19 protein-coding genes are annotated in these 13,980 nt (G+C 68.2%); 10 read left to right on the top strand and 9 right to left on the bottom strand.

Going from position 1 to position 13,980, the window contains the following annotated elements:
* The first annotated feature begins 15 nt into the window (after window positions 1-15).
* On the top strand, window positions 16-648 hold the full coding sequence (locus tag NO345_RS09210; RefSeq protein ID WP_256298543.1) for a rubrerythrin family protein: 633 nt from the start codon (window positions 16-18) through the stop codon (window positions 646-648).
* A 49-nt stretch (window positions 649-697) separates the two neighbouring features.
* Entirely contained in the window at window positions 698-1,354 is a 657-nt protein-coding gene (locus NO345_RS09205; RefSeq protein WP_256298542.1) for a DUF6517 family protein, read from the top strand.
* Between the two features lie 218 nt (window positions 1,355-1,572).
* Here the strand turns inward: NO345_RS09205 and NO345_RS09200 are convergent, their stop codons facing one another.
* Together NO345_RS09200 and NO345_RS09195 are read right to left on the bottom strand one after the other, a co-directional pair.
* Window positions 1,573-2,436 (bottom strand): 2-oxoacid:ferredoxin oxidoreductase subunit beta, encoded by an 864-nt coding sequence (locus NO345_RS09200; RefSeq protein WP_256298540.1) that lies wholly within the window; start codon window positions 2,434-2,436, stop codon window positions 1,573-1,575.
* Window positions 2,433-4,187, bottom strand: a complete 1,755-nt coding sequence (locus NO345_RS09195; protein ID WP_256298538.1) for a 2-oxoacid:acceptor oxidoreductase subunit alpha — start codon at window positions 4,185-4,187, stop codon at window positions 2,433-2,435. Before NO345_RS09195 ends, NO345_RS09200 begins: the two co-directional genes overlap by 4 nt.
* Before the next feature lie 124 nt (window positions 4,188-4,311).
* Here NO345_RS09195 and NO345_RS09190 point away from each other — a divergent pair, with 124 nt between their 5' ends.
* Both NO345_RS09190 and NO345_RS09185 read left to right on the top strand, forming a co-directional pair.
* A complete protein-coding gene (locus NO345_RS09190; protein ID WP_256298536.1) occupies window positions 4,312-4,950 on the top strand; it encodes an FAD-dependent oxidoreductase in 639 nt (212 codons plus the stop codon).
* Between the two features lie 91 nt (window positions 4,951-5,041).
* Entirely contained in the window at window positions 5,042-5,626 is a 585-nt protein-coding gene (locus NO345_RS09185; protein WP_256298535.1) for an NUDIX domain-containing protein, read from the top strand.
* 25 nt (window positions 5,627-5,651) lie between these two features.
* Here the strand turns inward: NO345_RS09185 and mce are convergent, their stop codons facing one another.
* The gene (gene mce, locus NO345_RS09180) at window positions 5,652-6,038 is read right to left on the bottom strand and encodes a methylmalonyl-CoA epimerase (protein ID WP_256298534.1); all 387 of its coding nucleotides are present in this window, start codon (window positions 6,036-6,038) and stop codon (window positions 5,652-5,654) included.
* A 117-nt stretch (window positions 6,039-6,155) separates the two neighbouring features.
* On the opposite strand from mce, the gene NO345_RS09175 reads away from it, so the two are divergent.
* The 4 genes from NO345_RS09175 to NO345_RS09160 all read left to right on the top strand — a co-directional run bounded on the left by NO345_RS09175 (window position 6,156) and on the right by NO345_RS09160 (window position 9,633).
* Window positions 6,156-6,395, top strand: coding sequence for a YgaP family membrane protein (locus NO345_RS09175; RefSeq protein ID WP_256298532.1), 240 nt, complete (start codon window positions 6,156-6,158; stop codon window positions 6,393-6,395).
* 72 nt (window positions 6,396-6,467) lie between these two features.
* Entirely contained in the window at window positions 6,468-7,580 is a 1,113-nt protein-coding gene (locus NO345_RS09170) for an aminotransferase class V-fold PLP-dependent enzyme (protein ID WP_256298530.1), read from the top strand.
* Window positions 7,581-7,669: 89 nt separating this feature from the next.
* Entirely contained in the window at window positions 7,670-8,635 is a 966-nt protein-coding gene (locus tag NO345_RS09165; protein WP_256298528.1) for a hypothetical protein, read from the top strand.
* 80 nt (window positions 8,636-8,715) lie between these two features.
* Window positions 8,716-9,633, top strand: coding sequence for a hypothetical protein (locus tag NO345_RS09160; protein WP_256298526.1), 918 nt, complete (start codon window positions 8,716-8,718; stop codon window positions 9,631-9,633).
* Window positions 9,634-9,642: 9 nt separating this feature from the next.
* Here NO345_RS09160 and NO345_RS09155 read toward each other — a convergent pair whose 3' ends face one another.
* Complete coding sequence (locus NO345_RS09155; protein WP_256298524.1) at window positions 9,643-11,325, bottom strand: acyl-CoA mutase large subunit family protein; 1,683 nt, start codon at window positions 11,323-11,325, stop codon at window positions 9,643-9,645.
* Between the two features lie 67 nt (window positions 11,326-11,392).
* Window positions 11,393-11,701 carry a DUF7967 family protein gene (locus tag NO345_RS09150; protein WP_256298522.1) on the bottom strand — a complete coding sequence of 103 codons (309 nt, stop codon included), beginning with the start codon at window positions 11,699-11,701 and terminating at the stop codon, window positions 11,393-11,395.
* 86 nt (window positions 11,702-11,787) lie between these two features.
* Between NO345_RS09150 and NO345_RS09145 the strand changes: the two genes are divergently transcribed.
* Complete coding sequence (locus NO345_RS09145; RefSeq protein ID WP_256298521.1) at window positions 11,788-12,075, top strand: DUF8142 family protein; 288 nt, start codon at window positions 11,788-11,790, stop codon at window positions 12,073-12,075.
* A gap of 9 nt (window positions 12,076-12,084) precedes the next feature.
* Here NO345_RS09145 and NO345_RS09140 read toward each other — a convergent pair whose 3' ends face one another.
* The 4 genes from NO345_RS09140 to NO345_RS09125 all read right to left on the bottom strand — a co-directional run bounded on the left by NO345_RS09140 (window position 12,085) and on the right by NO345_RS09125 (window position 13,406).
* Window positions 12,085-12,702 carry a GNAT family N-acetyltransferase gene (locus NO345_RS09140; RefSeq protein WP_256298519.1) on the bottom strand — a complete coding sequence of 206 codons (618 nt, stop codon included), beginning with the start codon at window positions 12,700-12,702 and terminating at the stop codon, window positions 12,085-12,087.
* 76 nt (window positions 12,703-12,778) lie between these two features.
* The gene (locus NO345_RS09135) at window positions 12,779-13,099 is read right to left on the bottom strand and encodes a DUF7521 family protein (RefSeq protein ID WP_256298517.1); all 321 of its coding nucleotides are present in this window, start codon (window positions 13,097-13,099) and stop codon (window positions 12,779-12,781) included.
* Window positions 13,099-13,263, bottom strand: coding sequence for a hypothetical protein (locus NO345_RS09130; RefSeq protein ID WP_256298515.1), 165 nt, complete (start codon window positions 13,261-13,263; stop codon window positions 13,099-13,101). Before NO345_RS09130 ends, NO345_RS09135 begins: the two co-directional genes overlap by 1 nt.
* Window positions 13,260-13,406, bottom strand: coding sequence for a hypothetical protein (locus tag NO345_RS09125; RefSeq protein WP_256298514.1), 147 nt, complete (start codon window positions 13,404-13,406; stop codon window positions 13,260-13,262). The genes NO345_RS09130 and NO345_RS09125 overlap by 4 nt, the downstream gene beginning before the upstream one ends.
* Window positions 13,407-13,530: 124 nt before the next feature.
* Between NO345_RS09125 and NO345_RS09120 the strand changes: the two genes are divergently transcribed.
* A complete protein-coding gene (locus NO345_RS09120; RefSeq protein ID WP_256298513.1) occupies window positions 13,531-13,962 on the top strand; it encodes a hypothetical protein in 432 nt (143 codons plus the stop codon).
* The last annotated feature ends 18 nt before the right edge of the window (window positions 13,963-13,980 follow it).

Raw genomic sequence — 13,980 nt, 5'->3', positions numbered from 1 at the left:
GCCGACACCTCCGGCATGGACGCGACCGCCTTCCGCGAGTCGGTCGAGTCGGCAACGGCCACAGAGCTCGACCGACTCGGCTCCTCGAAGCTGCTCGTCGCGCTGACCGATGCGGACCTCTCCGAGACGGCCATCCTCCGGGCCGCCGCGTTCAGCGAGTACCTCGCCCACGGGACGTTCGAGTCGTGGGCGGCCGACGAGGCCAACCCCGCCGCCAGCGAGGTGTTCGCCGACGTGGCCGCACAGGAGGCCGACCACTACGAACGCGTCGTCGGTGCTCTCGGCGAACCCGTCGAACCCGACGGCGTCGGCCCGATGCACGCCTACCTGCGCGACCGCGACGACACCGTCGAACGCGCCGCCGCGGGGCTCGTCGGCCGGGGGCTCGTCAGCCTCCGCACCCACCTCCAGATTGTCAGCTTCTTCGTCAACGAGGCCGACGCGGCGAAGGCCGACCTGTTCCGCGACCTCCGGAGCGAGACGGAGGCGTCCCTGTCCGCCGGGCTCGACCTCCTCGACGCGACCTGCGAGGACGACGCGGACTGGGAGCGCGCCCAGGCCGTCGCCGAGTACGTCGTCCAGCTCGCCTACGACGACTACGCGGACTCCCTGACCGAGCTCGGCGTGGACCCGAAACCCGTCTGCTGAGCCGGGGAAGGCCGGAACCTTGATTGCCGGAGGTGGCGAGGGACGAACCATGACTTCGAGACGTCTCGCTATGGTTCTCGCGGTGGCTCTCCTGCTGACCGGTGCGGGCTGCATCGGGTTCATCTCCGGCGAAGAGGCGCTGACCTACAGCGCCGAACGGGCGACGGTCGCCGACAGCGCGCTCGGCGACGGCGGGACGGGCTACACGGAGCGCTCCGTCGAGCAGGAGGTCATCGAACAGTCGAGCGAGGACCTGGGCAATCGGACCGTCGTCATCGAGAACTGGGTCGCACAGTACGAGAAGGACGACGAGTTCATCGGCGAGACCGTCGGCGTGTTCGCGGTCGTCTCGACCCACGAGGTCGACGTGGTGGGCGAACCGCAGAACCCCATCGCCAACATGAGCGAGGGCGAAGTGCTCACCGAACTCGTCGGCCAGTACGAGACGGCCTACGGCGACCTCTCGGGTGCCGAGCGCACCGACACCCTGCAGGCCACGATGCTCGGCGAGCAGACCGACGTCGCCGTGTTCACGACGACGACGAACTTCGCCGGCCGCGAGGTCGAGGTGAACGTCTACGTCTCCGTGGTCAAACACGGCGACGACTACGTCGTGGCCATCGGCGGCCACCCGACCCAGCTGCCCGACGAGCGCGACGACATCCTCGAACTCATCGAGAACATCCAGCACGAAGACGAGGAGTGACGGCGTTGCACCGGTTCGATTCGAGAGTTTTCGAAGCAGGACGATAGGCATCCGACCGGGAGCGACGCTAGCCGGACAGGAGTAATCGAGACCGTCCGCGCGAGCGCAGCGAGTACGGTTCACCGGCGACGAGCGGAGCGAGTCGCCGGCCTTTTTGGCCGAGCTTTTTCGAGGCGTGGTCGCGAGCGCAGCGAGCGACCCAACGAAGAAAACGGTCGTTAGTAGAACTCCCGGACCAGGTCCATCGTCCCGTCGGCGGCGCCGTCGGGGATGTCGGCCATGTTCTCGGTGACGCCGTGGGTCTCGTGGTACGGGACGCTCTCCTCGTCCTGCCAGATGACGCCCATGTACTCCTTGTCGCCCTCGAGGATCTTCTCCTTCGCGGACTGGTAGTCGGTCGGGTCGTGGTCCTCCTCCTGGAGGTCGACCAGCGAGTCGCGGAAGTAGTCGTAGGTGTCGACGTCGTTGAACGTCACGCAGGGCGAGAACACGTTGACGAAGCCGAAGCCGTCGTGCTCGATGGCCTGCTCGATGATCTCGGCGTGACGGAGCGCGTCGCTGGAGAACGACTGCGCGATGAACGTCGCGCCGGAGGCGAGCGCGAGCGCGAGCGGGTTGACCGGGGGCTGTTTGGGGCCCTCGGGCGTGGTGCTCGTCTCGAAGTCCTGGCGGCTCGTCGGCGAGGCCTGCCCCTTCGTCAGCCCGTAGATACGGTTGTCCATGACGACGTAGGTGATGTCGGGGTTCCGGCGGACGGCGTGGACGAAGTGGCCCGCGCCGATGGAGTAGCCGTCGCCGTCGCCACCCGCGACCATCACTTCGAGGTCGGGGTTGGCGAACTTGACGCCGGTGCCGACGGGGAGTGCGCGCCCGTGGACGCCGTGGAGCGCGTAGCTGTGCATGTAGGTGCCGATCTTGCCGGAACAGCCGATGCCGGCGACGACGAACGTGTTGTCGGGGTCGTTGCCCGTGTTCGCCAGCGCCTTCATCATGCCGTTCATGGTGCCGAAGTCACCGCATCCCGGACACCAGGTCGGCTGCTTGTCGGACTTGAAGTCGGTGAATTTGACGTCTGAGCTCATTGTGCGTTCGCCTCCGTTGCGAGGGTCGCCTCGATGTCGTCGGCCAGCTCGTCCGCCTTGAAGCGGACGCCGTCGTACTTGTTGATGCGCTGTACCCGCTGGAGCACGTCGTGCTCGATGAGGTCCGCGAACTGTCCCGTCGCGTTGCACTCGACGACGATGACGTCCTCGGCGGCCTCGATGTCGTCGGTCAGGTCGGGGCGCGGGAAGATGTAGGGCACCGAGAGGAACCGCACGTCGACGCCGCGCTCCTCGAGGAGGTCGATGGCTTCGCGCATCGCGCCCTCGTTCGAACCCCAGGAGATGACGAGGCTGTCCGCGTCGGGGTCGCCGAACTCGCGGTAGTCCCAGTCCTCCTGCTCGCGGGCCGTCTCGACCTTGCGGTTGCGCTTGTCGACCTGCTCGATGCGGACGTTCGTGTCCTCGGTCCGGCGGCCGAGCTCGTCGTGCTCGAGGCCGGTGGACATGTGCGCGCCGTCGATGGTGCCGGGGAACGCGCGCGGCGAGACGCCGTCCTCGGTGTTGGCGTGGGCCCGGAAGCGACCCTCCTCGTCGAGCCACTCGCCGACGGTGTCGTCGTCGACGACCTTGCCGCGGTCGACCTCGACCTCGTCCATGTCGAACGTCTCCGGCGGGAACGTCTGCTCGGTGACGGCGAGTGCGAGGTCGGCGACGAGGTAGACCGGCGTCTGGTACTTCTCGGCGTAGTTGAACGCCTCGACGGTCTTCCAGAAGCACTCGTCGATGCTCGTCGGGGCGACGACGAAGCGCGGAATCTCGCCGTGGCCGCCGTACAGCGTCATGTTGAGGTCGCCCTGCTCCTGCTTCGTCGGCATCCCGGTCGAGGGACCGGAGCGCATCACGTCGACGATGACCAGCGGCGTCTCGCTGGTCGCGACGAGGCCGAACGTCTCCGTCATCAGGTCGATGCCCGGCCCGGAGGTCGCGGTCATCGAGCGTGCCCCGGCGCGGGCCGCGCCGAGCGCCATGTTGATGGCGGAGAGCTCGTCCTCGGCCTGCACGACGTGCCCGCCGAACTCGTCGATGCGACCGGTGAGGTACTCCATCACGTCCGTCGCGGGTGTGATGGGGTAGCCGGCGTAGAAGCGACAGCCGGCGGCGATTGCGCCCATGCCGATGGCCTCGTCGCCGTTGAGCAGGACGTAGTCGTTGTCCGTCTCGTCGAGGTCGTAGTCGACGTCGAGGTCGTAGTTCTCGGCGACGTACTCCTGCCCGAGCCGGGCGGCCTTCTTGTTGTTCTCGACGATCTTCTCGCCCTTCGAGCCGAAGCGCTTCTCGAGGGCCTCGTCGAGGTTCTCGATGGAGAAGTTCGTGATCTCGCAGGCGGCCCCGAGCGCGACGATGTTGCGCATGATCGCGCCGCCGGCCTCCTCGGCGAGCGATTTGAGGGGCACATCGACACCGGTGATGTGGTCGGGGTACTCCGCCTCCCAGGAGCGCTCGCCGTCGTAGATGACGGCGGACTGGTCGTGGAGTTCGTCGAGGTTCTCGTCGATGGTCCGCTGGGTCAGTGCGACCAGGATGTCCAGTCTGTCGACGACGCTCTGGACCTGTTCGGTCGACGTGCGGATCTTGTAGGCGGTGTAACCGCCGCGGATGCGCGACGCGAAGTCCTTCGAGGTGAATACGTGCCGTCCGGCCCGTGAGAGGGCCTGGGCGAATATCTTACCGGTGGAGTCGATACCGTCTCCGGCCTCGCCACCGATAGCCCAGTTCAAGTCCTCGGCCATGTTGTGATGTGGCTACCGAGCGTGGGAGCAAAAGGCTTCTGAAACACCCGACGACGGGCCGAGGGCGCTTTTGCCGCGAGTGGGGAGAGGAACGCCTTTACGGGTGCCACGGGTACCGCCGACCATGGACGAGCAGGTCCTTACGGTCGCAGCGGTCGAGACGGTCGGACCCGACACCGTCGCGATAGACGTAGAGACACCGGACGGGTTCGAGGCGCTCCCGGGCCAGTTCGTGCTCGTGCGTGCCACCGTGGATGGCGAGGAGCTGTCGCGGTACTACACGCTCTCCTCCCCCGACGTGGACGGGACGTTCGAGCTGACCGTCGGCGTGGACCCCGACGGCGACATCTCCCCGTGGCTGGCCGACCTCGACGCCGGCGACGAGCTCACCATCGAGGGGCCGTTCGGGAACGTCAAGTACGACGACGAGGGCGACGTGGTCGTCGTCGCGGGCGGTCCGGGCATCGGCCCCGCGGTGGCCATCGCCGAGCGCGCCGTCGAGGGCGGCCACGACGCCGTCGTGCTGTACCAGGACGACGGTCCGGCCCACACGGACCGCCTCGACGCCCTCGAGACCGCGGGCGCGGCGGTCGACGTCTTCGGCGACGACGCGGACGACGCGCTCGGCGACGCAATCGGCGAGTACGGCGACGACGGCACGGTGTACGTGTTCGGCTTCGCCGACTTCTGCGAGCTCGCGACCGACGCGCTCGACGACGCCGGCCTCGATTCGGACGAGGCGCACGTCGAGAGCTTCGGCTGATCCGCCGCGCCGTCGCGGCACCCTCCCGTCGCCGCGGCGACGACGGGATTTCGAAGCCTATTACTCCGTAGTCCGTTTTCGTACCCAGTCCATGCCGCCCGAGTACATCAACGAGGCGGCGGTCGACCGCCGGCTCGAACGCCTCCGCGAGCGATACGGCGAGTTCCCCGTCGAAGTCGACCGCCGGGAGCTCACTGGGGAGGAGTTCGAAGAGTGGACCACAGACACCGACGAGTACGACTACGTCGGCGGGGCGTACTGCTGGATCCGCCGCAGCCCGGCCGAAGCCGCCGAACTGTCCGAGTCGATGCCCGAGGACGCGGCCGACGACGGCGAGCGCGTCCTGCTCATCATGGGGCGGGGTGTGAGCCACTGGGGCGTCCCCGGTGGCGGCATCGAGGACGGCGAGACGGCCGAGGCGGCCGCCGAACGCGAGGTCCGCGAGGAGGTCGCCCTCGACTGCGAGGTGACCGACGCCCTGTTCGCCGAGCGCGTCGTCGGGACCCACGAGGAGACCGGCAGCGAGGTCCACCTGTGCTACACCTTCTTCGAGGCGGACTACCTCGGTGGCACGGTGGCCATCCAGCCGGGCGAGCTCAACGGCGCGTGCTGGTTCCGCGACCTGCCCGAGGACCTCCACCCTGCCATCGAGGACCGGGCGCACGACTGGCCGTGACCGGCGTTGGTGCCCGCACCCGCGCTCAGTGCTGGACGAACTCGACGAGCACGCCGCCGGTGTCCTTCGGGTGGAGGAACGCCACCTCGTGTCCCCACGCGCCCGGCCGGGGCTCCTCGTCGACGAGGCGGACGTCGTACTCCCGGACCCTGTCGAGGGCAGCGTCGATGTCCTCCGTCGCGAGCCCGACGTGGTGGATTCCCGGCCCCCGGTTCGCGAGGAAGCGAGCGATAGCGCCCCCCTCCTCGATGGGTTCGAGGAGTTCGAAGTAGCCGTCGCCCACGTCGAGGAAGACGACGTGCATCCCGTCGAACTCCTCCTCGTGGGCGACGTCGAGGCCGAAGAGGTCCCCGTACAGCTCTGCCATCCCCATCGCGTCGTCGGTCGCGACGCCAGCGTGATCGAACTGCATACTCCGCCCGACACGGCGCACCGACATGAAGGTACAGACTCCACCGCACCGGGCGGGACTCCCACGGATCGGGAGCGAGGTTGTACATTTATGGGCATACAACACAATACTGAACGTATGGAACTCAACGTCGGCTCCACGGACCGCCTCGTCCGCCTCGGCCTCGGCTCGGTGCTGCTCGTCGTCGCCATCGTCGTCGGTTCGGGCGTCGTGAGCGTCGGCAACGGCACCGTCGCCACCGTCGGCGCGCCGCTCGTACTCGCAATCGTCGGGCTCGTCCTGCTCGTCACCGGGTACACGCGGACCTGCCCCGCGTACAGCCTGCTCGGCGTCCGCACCCTGCGCCGCGGGAACTGACCCCGCGGCCATCGCACCAGTTTTGCCTCCGGCACAGAAACCGACTCGTAGCCTCGACACACACCACCGACCATGAACCCATCCCAGCTTCGTGACGACATGCCAGTCCTCGACGAGACCATCTACCTGAACACCGGCGCGAGTGGCCCCAGTCCCCGCCACGTCGTCGACGCCACCGAGTCGTGGTACGAGTTCCACGAGTTCGAGTCCGGTGCGGGCCCGGGGATGTACGAGCCGGCGTTCGAGCTGTTCGACGACGCCCGCGCGACGGTGGCCTCGCACATCGGCACCGAACCCAACAACGTCGCGCTCACGGCGAGTACGACCGACGGTATCAGCCGCCTCCCGCTCGCGATGGACTGGGATGCCGACGACGTGGTCGTCCGGACGGACGTCGAGCACGCCGCCGGCATCCTCCCCTGGCGACGCCTCCGCGACGAGTACGGCGTCGAGGTGCGCGTCGTCGAGACCGACCAGGGCTGGATCGACCCCGACGACTGGGAGGACGCGGTGCAGGGTGCGACGCTCGCGACGTTCAGCTCCGTCTGCTGGACCTCCGGGGTGCGCGCCCCGGTCCGCGAACTCACCGAGCGGGCACACGACGCCGGTGCCCGCGTGGTCGTCGACGCCGTCCAGTCGCCCGGCCAGCACCCCGTCGATGTCGCGGAGTGGGGTGCCGACGCGGTCGCCGCCTCGGGTCACAAGTGGCTGCTCGGTCCCTGGGGCGCGGGCTTCCTCTACGTCGACCCCAAGTTCGCCGAGACGCTCGCGCCGGCACAGCTGGGCTACCGGAACACCGTCGACCCGTACGCCGACCCCTACGAGTACGCCGAGGGTGCGCGCCGCTTCGAGTTCGGCACCGTCGCGCCCGCACCCTACGCCGGGCTCCGGACAGCCATCGAGACCATCGAGGAGATCGGCCTCGACACCGTCCAGTCCCGCGTCGAGCGCCTGACGGACCGGCTGAAGGACGGCCTCGGCGATGACCGCCTCGTCTCGCCCCGCGAGTACCACACCGGGCTGGTCTCGTTCGCCGACGACGACCCCGAGGCGACGGTCGAACGGGTGGCCGAACGGGGCATCAAAGTTCGCTCCATCCCGACGACCGGCGTCGTCCGCGCCTCGCTCCACGTGTTCAACACCGCGGACGACGTGGACGCCCTCCTCGACGCCCTCGATGGGTGAACGGTCGATTTGAGCCGGGTCGGGGGCGTGGTGAAACGCTGTTTTCAGCTTGGACAGCGGTTTACTTATCGGGGAGACAACGGTCGCACATGAGACGACGCACCCTCCTGAGTTCGGTCGCGAGCATCGGCGCACTCTCCGTCGCGGGCTGTATCGACGACGCCGGCCCCGGCAACGGCGATCCGGCCACCGACGACCCGACGACGACGCCCGGTGAGGGAACCGACGACGGGACCGACACCGACGACGGCGACGACGACACCGAGTTCGGCCCGGACGAGCGCGAGGAGGTCGAGCGGTTCGCGATCGGCGACCGCGAGGCAGTCGCCTTCCCGGACAACAACAACCCGGTGCCCGTCCACGTCTGGAACGACGCGGAGAGCGAGCGCGAGTTCGGACTGACCGCCTCGACGGGCGCGCGGGGGCGCGACCTCGGCACGGTCGCCGTCGCCGGTGACGCCTACGTCACCGTGCTGTTCAACGTGCCCGCCGAGTACACGCTGACCGTCACGGGCGACGGCCGAACCCTCCACGAGCACGCGCTCGACCACACCGACTTCGACTGCAACAGCGGCTTCCACTCCGTCTCCGTCCACGAGGACTGGTCGGTCGACACCGGCGGTATCAGCACGATGATCGCCTGTTCCGGCCCCGAGAACCGCTCCGGCGGGATAGGCGTCAGCGAGGGCGAGTGTACGGACCGCGACGCGAGCGAGGCGACCGTCGACTACTACGACGACAGCGTCGGTGCCGAGGGCGTCTTCGTGACGCCGAACCCGTGCTACGAGCTCGACCTCGCCGACACGTCGTACGACGAGGAGACCGACACGTTCCGCGCCGTCGTCGAGGCCACCGACGCGACCGGCACGGACGAGGCCTGCCAGGAGTGCCTCGGGCAGGTCGACTACACCCTCGACTTCGGCTTCGCGAACGACCTCCCCGGTCACGTCGTGCTCGTCCACCGGCGCGACGGCGAGGAGACGGAGGTCGCCCGTGCGACCTGGAACGCGGACGTGAACCTCGGCGACGGCGACGAGGTCGGCACGTTCCTGTAGGACAGCCGCCCCCGCCGTCCGTCGGCAAAGCCGAGTGAAACATTACCTGGTTTTAGGTTCTCTCCGGACGACGGACGGGTATGCAGCGGCGAGCCCTCCTGTACACGGTCGGCAGCCTCAGCGTCGGGTCCCTCGCGGGCTGTCTCGAAGGAACCGGTGTCGGCAGCATCGGTACCGAATCCACCCGTACCCGCGACCCGCGCCGAACCCACGAAGACCCCCGGTTCGGCCGCGACCGGTACGACGCCATCGGCCAGTACGAGGTCGGACACGTCGACGACGACGCGTTCCCGCAGCAGGACATCGACCAGGACGTCCCCGTCGACTGCGTCGTCTGGAACCACGCCGAGGTCGCACGCGACGTCCGAATCCGCGTCACGACCGAGTGGGACGAGCGCGACCTCGGCGGCCACTCGTTCGAGCCATGGGAGTACGTGCGGCTCCGGTTCCTGGCCCCGATGGAGTACACGTTGACGGTCGGCGGTGACGGACGGCGGCTCTACGAGTACCGCCTCGACCACCAGGAGTTCGACTGCAACGCGAAGGGCCGGGTGATACGAGTCCACGACGACTGGTCCGTCGACATGACTCAGGGTAGCACACTGGCTGGCTGTCCCGGGGTCACGGTCGGCGATGTCGCGGTCGACCGGAGCGAGGGTGACTGCGCCGAGAGCTCCACCCACCGGGCGCGCATCGAGTACGGCGAGACCGACGTGACCGTCGACGGCAGGTTCTTCACACCCGACCCGTGCCACTCGGTCGAGGTGGTCCAGTCCGGCTACAGTCGCGACGAGGACCTGTTCCGGGTCGTCCTTCACGCCACCGAGGACGACGGGCCGTGTGCGGACTGCGTCGGAGCGGTCGACTACGAACTGACGGCGGGCTTCGAGTACAGCTTCCCCGGACAGTTCGCCGTCGTCCACCGCGAGGCCGACGGCGACACCGAGGTCGCCCGTGCGACCTGGAACGCCGACGTCGACCTGGGCGGCGAGGAGTAGTCCCCGCCGTCAGAGCGCGCTGCCGGGGTGGTACTCCCCGAACTCGTCGCGCAGCACGTCACAGATCTCGCCGACCGTCGCGTACGCCTTCACGCAGTCGACGATGTACGGCATGAGGTTGTCGTCGCTCCGTGCTGCGGCCCGCAGCGCCTCGAGCGTCGCCTCGACGTCCTCGTCGTCGCGGTCAGCTTTCACCGCGGCGAGGCTCTCCTTCTGTCGGCGCTCGTCCTCCTCGGTGACCTCCTCGAGGTCCATCTCGGGCTCCTCGTCGACCTGGTACTCGTTGACGCCGACGATGACGCGCTCGCCGTCCTCGATCTCCTCCTGCCGGTCGAACGCGGTGTCCTGGATCTGTCGCTGGACCCACTGGCTCTCGACGGCTTCGAGCATCCCGCCCTTCTCGTCGATACGGCCGATGAGCTCGCGGGCCTCGGCCTCCAGTTCGTCGGTCAGGTTCTCGACGTAGTAGCTGCCGGCGAGCGGGTCGACGGTGTCGGCCGCGCCCGACTCGTGGGCGAGTATCTGCTGGGTGCGCAGCGCGGTCCGCACGGACTCCTCGGTCGGCAGCGCGAGCGCCTCGTCCTTCCCGTTGGTGTGCAGGCTCTGCGTGCCACCGAGGACGGCCGCGAGTGCCTGGTACGCGACCCGGACGATGTTGTTCTCGATCTGCTGGGCCGTGAGGGTGGAGCCGGCGGTCTGGGTGTGGAACTTCAGCTGTTTGGACTTCGGGTCCTCCGGGTCGAAGCGTTCCTCCATCAGCTTCGCCCAGAGCCGGCGGGCCGCGCGGAACTTCGCGACCTCCTCCAGGATGTTGTTGTACGAGGCGAAGAAGAACGACAGCTGGGGGGCGAACTCGTCGACGTCCAGCCCGGCCTCGAGCGCGGTCTCCACGTACTCGATGCCGTCCGCGAGGGTGAAGGCTATCTCCTGGGCCGCCGTCGAGCCGGCCTCGCGGATGTGGTAGCCCGAGATGGAGATGGTGTTGAACTTCGGCGTCTCGTCGGCGCAGAACTCGAAGATGTCCGTGATGATGCGCATCGACGGCTCCGGCGGGTAGATGTACGTGTTCCGGGCGATGTACTCCTTCAGCACGTCGTTCTGGATGGTGCCCCGGAGCTCCTCGCGGTCGACGCCCTGCCGGTCACCGACGGCGATGTACATCGCGAGCAGGACCGACGCGGGCGCGTTGATGGTCATCGACGTGGACACCTCGTCGAGCGGGATGCCGTCGAACACCGTCTCCATGTCGGCGAGCGTGTCGATGGCGACGCCCGACTTCCCGACCTCGCCGGCGGCCATCGCGGCGTCGGAGGCGTAGCCCATCTGCGTGGGCAGGTCGAACGCCATCGAGAGCCCGGTCTGGCCCTGGTCGAGCAGGTAGTTGAACCGCTCGTTCGTCTCCTCGGGCGTGCCCATCCCGGCGTACTGGCGCATCGTCCACAGCCGGCCCCGATAGCCCGTGGAGTAGACCCCGCGGGTGTACGGCTCCTGCCCGGGGTAGCCGAGGTCGTCCTCGTAGTCGAGGTCCGCCACGTCGTCCGGCGTGTACAGCCGGTCGACCTCGTGGCCACCCGTGTCGGTCGTGAACGTCTCCTTGCGTTCGCCGAACCGGTCGACGACCGGCTCGACCTCGTCCGCCTCCCACTCCTCTTTCGCGGAGCGGATTGCGTCGAGGTCGTCTTCGTCGAACATTACTCGAAGCCACGACGGCCTCCGCATTAACCTTTGACGAACCGTCAGTGGTGGTGCGCCGCGTTCCTCACACCGCGTCGTCCGGGTCGTGCTCGGCCTGCATCCGCGAGGCCTCCGTCCGGAACCACTCGCGCTCGTCGTCGTCCTCGACCCGCCCCAGGTTCGAGACCGGCACGTCGAGCGCCGCCAGCGTCTCCCGCTGGTCGCCCGTGAAGCTCGTCAACGCGCGCTCTCGCCGGTGGTAGAACTGACCGTCCGGCGTCGCGTACGTGAGGATGACGATGTTCAGCTCGTCGTCGGAGTACGTGCGCTCGACGAGCCACACCCGCCGTGTCTCGGCCTCGTCACCGGCGCTCGAATCTGCGTCGGACTCCATACGAGGGCTACGGCTCGGCCCGCCGAGAAACTACCGCCGCGCCGTCGACCGCGTCACTTTTCGTCGTCCACAACCGAGTTCGGAGCATGGACAGTACCGACGACACCACGGCGGACGGGACACCCGTCCGCGACGGCGCACCCATCCCCGACGACGACACCGAGGTGTCGCGCAAGCAGGCTGCACTGTTCATCTCGCCGTTCCTCGCGCTCGGGCTCGCCGACGTGGTGCTGCTGCTCGGCTGGGGGCTCGACCCCCTCTGGGGGTTCATGATCCTCCCGCCGATCCTCTTCATCAGCTTCCTCGGCTGGATCGCGTTCAAGTACGGCTTCGTCGGCGACCGTACCGACGAAGAGGTCCACGGCGCGGAGTGAGGCGTCGGTTCAGCGCCCCGTGTCGTACTTGTAGGTCGCCTTCTCCGGGTCGATACCGAAGTCCTCCGGGGTCTCCTCGGGCTCCGGGCTCTCCTCCTCGCCGGCCTCCTTGAACCGTTCGCGGAACCGGCCCGGCATGGAGAAGTCGGTGACGCGGAGCCGCATCGGGCGCGCGTCGGGCGTCGTCGACTCGCGCTTCTCCGACAGCCGCTCCTGCAGCACCGGCGGTAGGTCGTCGACCTCCATGGCCTCGAAGCCGAACTGCGCGAGGTAGCCGCCCGCGTCGGTGAGCGCGTACACCGTCTCGAAGCCCGCGTCGCCCGCGTACTCGACCAGCCGCTCGATGATGTGAGCGCCGACGCCCTGGTCGCGCCACCCCTCGAGCACGCCGATGCTCGTCAGCTCACAGATGTCGTCCTCGTCGGGGTCGCGCCGCCCGCTCTTCGTGCGCTCGCCGTCGCCCGCGATGTGGACACGGATGCGCCCGAAGCCCGCCTTCGCGCCCGCCTCCTCGTCGATGGCCACGACGTAATCGCGCGACCGGAACGCCGTGTCGTCCAGTCCCATGGCCTCGATGTGGTCGAGCAACCACACTTCCTCCCTGTTTTTCGCGTCCCGGACGTACATGATACCTCCTAGCAGGCCGAACACAATATGAGTTGTCCCAATCCCGTCTGTCGGTCGTCTCGTCGGGTCGTCCGGTTCAGCCGCCGCGAGGGGTCCACAGCCCGTAGAGGATGGCCGTCATCCCCACGAGCTCGCTCGCCTGACCGACGCTGTTGACGATCTCGATGGGGACGTCCAGCAGGAAGTAGAGGAGTACCGTCAGGACCGCGGGGATGCCGATGATGAGGACGAACCCCGCCGCGACGAACAGCATCGCACGGCTCTGGTTCCGCCGATAGCCGCGGTAGGCGATGTAGCTGATCGCCAGTCCGAGCACGATGGTGACTACTTCGCTGAGCTGGCGGGCGAGACTGAGCGTTTCCAGGTCGAACGACTGGAGTGGGAGTTCGAGCATCATCACATATCCTCTACGAGCTGCGTGAACCGGTCGGACATCCGTTCGCGGCGCGAGACGCTGACCTCGAACCCGTCCTCGGTGAGGTCGAACTCGACGCCGTCGAGCTGTGCACGGTAGACGCTGAAGTTCTTCCCATCGGTGACCACCTGCACCTCCTCGATCACGAGGTCGACCGCTCGGACACCCCGATCCGCTCGCTGAGCACGGCCGCCGAGCACGCCTGGTCCTTCGTCTCGACGAGTATCTGTCGGGCACAATCGTCGGCGAGCAGGTCCGTGAGGGCGGCGACGTCTGGCGAGTCCGACACGGCAAATCTGACATCTCCACAGCACACAATAACTGTTCGGCCATCCTCCACGTTTCGGCTGGCTTCAGCGGCTGAAGCCAGCCGGCCGAGACGATGTACGTCCCCCGCATCTATCCGGACACAGATGACGAGCCCGAAGCGGTCCCTCACGACGCGAATCGCACGAGTACTGCTCGGCAGCCTCGCCGTGCTGCTGACCGCGCCCACTGGCGTCGGCCCCGCCCTCGGCGGCTGGCTCGCCGGCCGCGGAACGACCGACCCCCTGCGCGGTGCGGTCGCCGGCGGGATCGCCGGTCTCCTCGGGGCGCTCCCGTGGGCCACCCTGGTCTACCTCGCCAGCGCCGGCGCGTTCGCGCCAGTCGGCTACCACGAGAACGGCGTCCACGTCGGCATCAACACCGCCGCACCGGAACTCCTCACGTTCTGGCAGGAGGTCGCCATCGCCACCCTCGTCGCCGGGACGTTCGTCGGGTTCGCGGTCCTCGGCGGCATCGTCGCCGGGCTCTCCACCACGATTCTGGACGAACTGCGGGCCGACGTGTCGAACGCGGTCTGACACCAGCAGTCTGCCCCC

The organism is Haloarchaeobius salinus, assembly GCF_024464185.1.
GTDB lineage: Archaea > Halobacteriota > Halobacteria > Halobacteriales > Natrialbaceae > Haloarchaeobius > Haloarchaeobius salinus.
This window is presented reverse-complemented; position numbering and strand designations above follow the sequence as displayed.

Coding starts and splice junctions, on each gene's coding strand:
- NO345_RS09210 (WP_256298543.1), top strand. CDS start 16: ATGGACGCGACCGCCTTCCGCGAGTCGGTCGAGTCGGCAACGGCCACA.
- NO345_RS09205 (WP_256298542.1), top strand. CDS start 698: ATGACTTCGAGACGTCTCGCTATGGTTCTCGCGGTGGCTCTCCTGCTG.
- NO345_RS09200 (WP_256298540.1), bottom strand. CDS start 2,436: ATGAGCTCAGACGTCAAATTCACCGACTTCAAGTCCGACAAGCAGCCG.
- NO345_RS09195 (WP_256298538.1), bottom strand. CDS start 4,187: ATGGCCGAGGACTTGAACTGGGCTATCGGTGGCGAGGCCGGAGACGGT.
- NO345_RS09190 (WP_256298536.1), top strand. CDS start 4,312: ATGGACGAGCAGGTCCTTACGGTCGCAGCGGTCGAGACGGTCGGACCC.
- NO345_RS09185 (WP_256298535.1), top strand. CDS start 5,042: ATGCCGCCCGAGTACATCAACGAGGCGGCGGTCGACCGCCGGCTCGAA.
- mce (WP_256298534.1), bottom strand. CDS start 6,038: ATGCAGTTCGATCACGCTGGCGTCGCGACCGACGACGCGATGGGGATG.
- NO345_RS09175 (WP_256298532.1), top strand. CDS start 6,156: ATGGAACTCAACGTCGGCTCCACGGACCGCCTCGTCCGCCTCGGCCTC.
- NO345_RS09170 (WP_256298530.1), top strand. CDS start 6,468: ATGAACCCATCCCAGCTTCGTGACGACATGCCAGTCCTCGACGAGACC.
- NO345_RS09165 (WP_256298528.1), top strand. CDS start 7,670: ATGAGACGACGCACCCTCCTGAGTTCGGTCGCGAGCATCGGCGCACTC.
- NO345_RS09160 (WP_256298526.1), top strand. CDS start 8,716: ATGCAGCGGCGAGCCCTCCTGTACACGGTCGGCAGCCTCAGCGTCGGG.
- NO345_RS09155 (WP_256298524.1), bottom strand. CDS start 11,325: ATGTTCGACGAAGACGACCTCGACGCAATCCGCTCCGCGAAAGAGGAG.
- NO345_RS09150 (WP_256298522.1), bottom strand. CDS start 11,701: ATGGAGTCCGACGCAGATTCGAGCGCCGGTGACGAGGCCGAGACACGG.
- NO345_RS09145 (WP_256298521.1), top strand. CDS start 11,788: ATGGACAGTACCGACGACACCACGGCGGACGGGACACCCGTCCGCGAC.
- NO345_RS09140 (WP_256298519.1), bottom strand. CDS start 12,702: ATGTACGTCCGGGACGCGAAAAACAGGGAGGAAGTGTGGTTGCTCGAC.
- NO345_RS09135 (WP_256298517.1), bottom strand. CDS start 13,099: ATGATGCTCGAACTCCCACTCCAGTCGTTCGACCTGGAAACGCTCAGT.
- NO345_RS09120 (WP_256298513.1), top strand. CDS start 13,531: ATGACGAGCCCGAAGCGGTCCCTCACGACGCGAATCGCACGAGTACTG.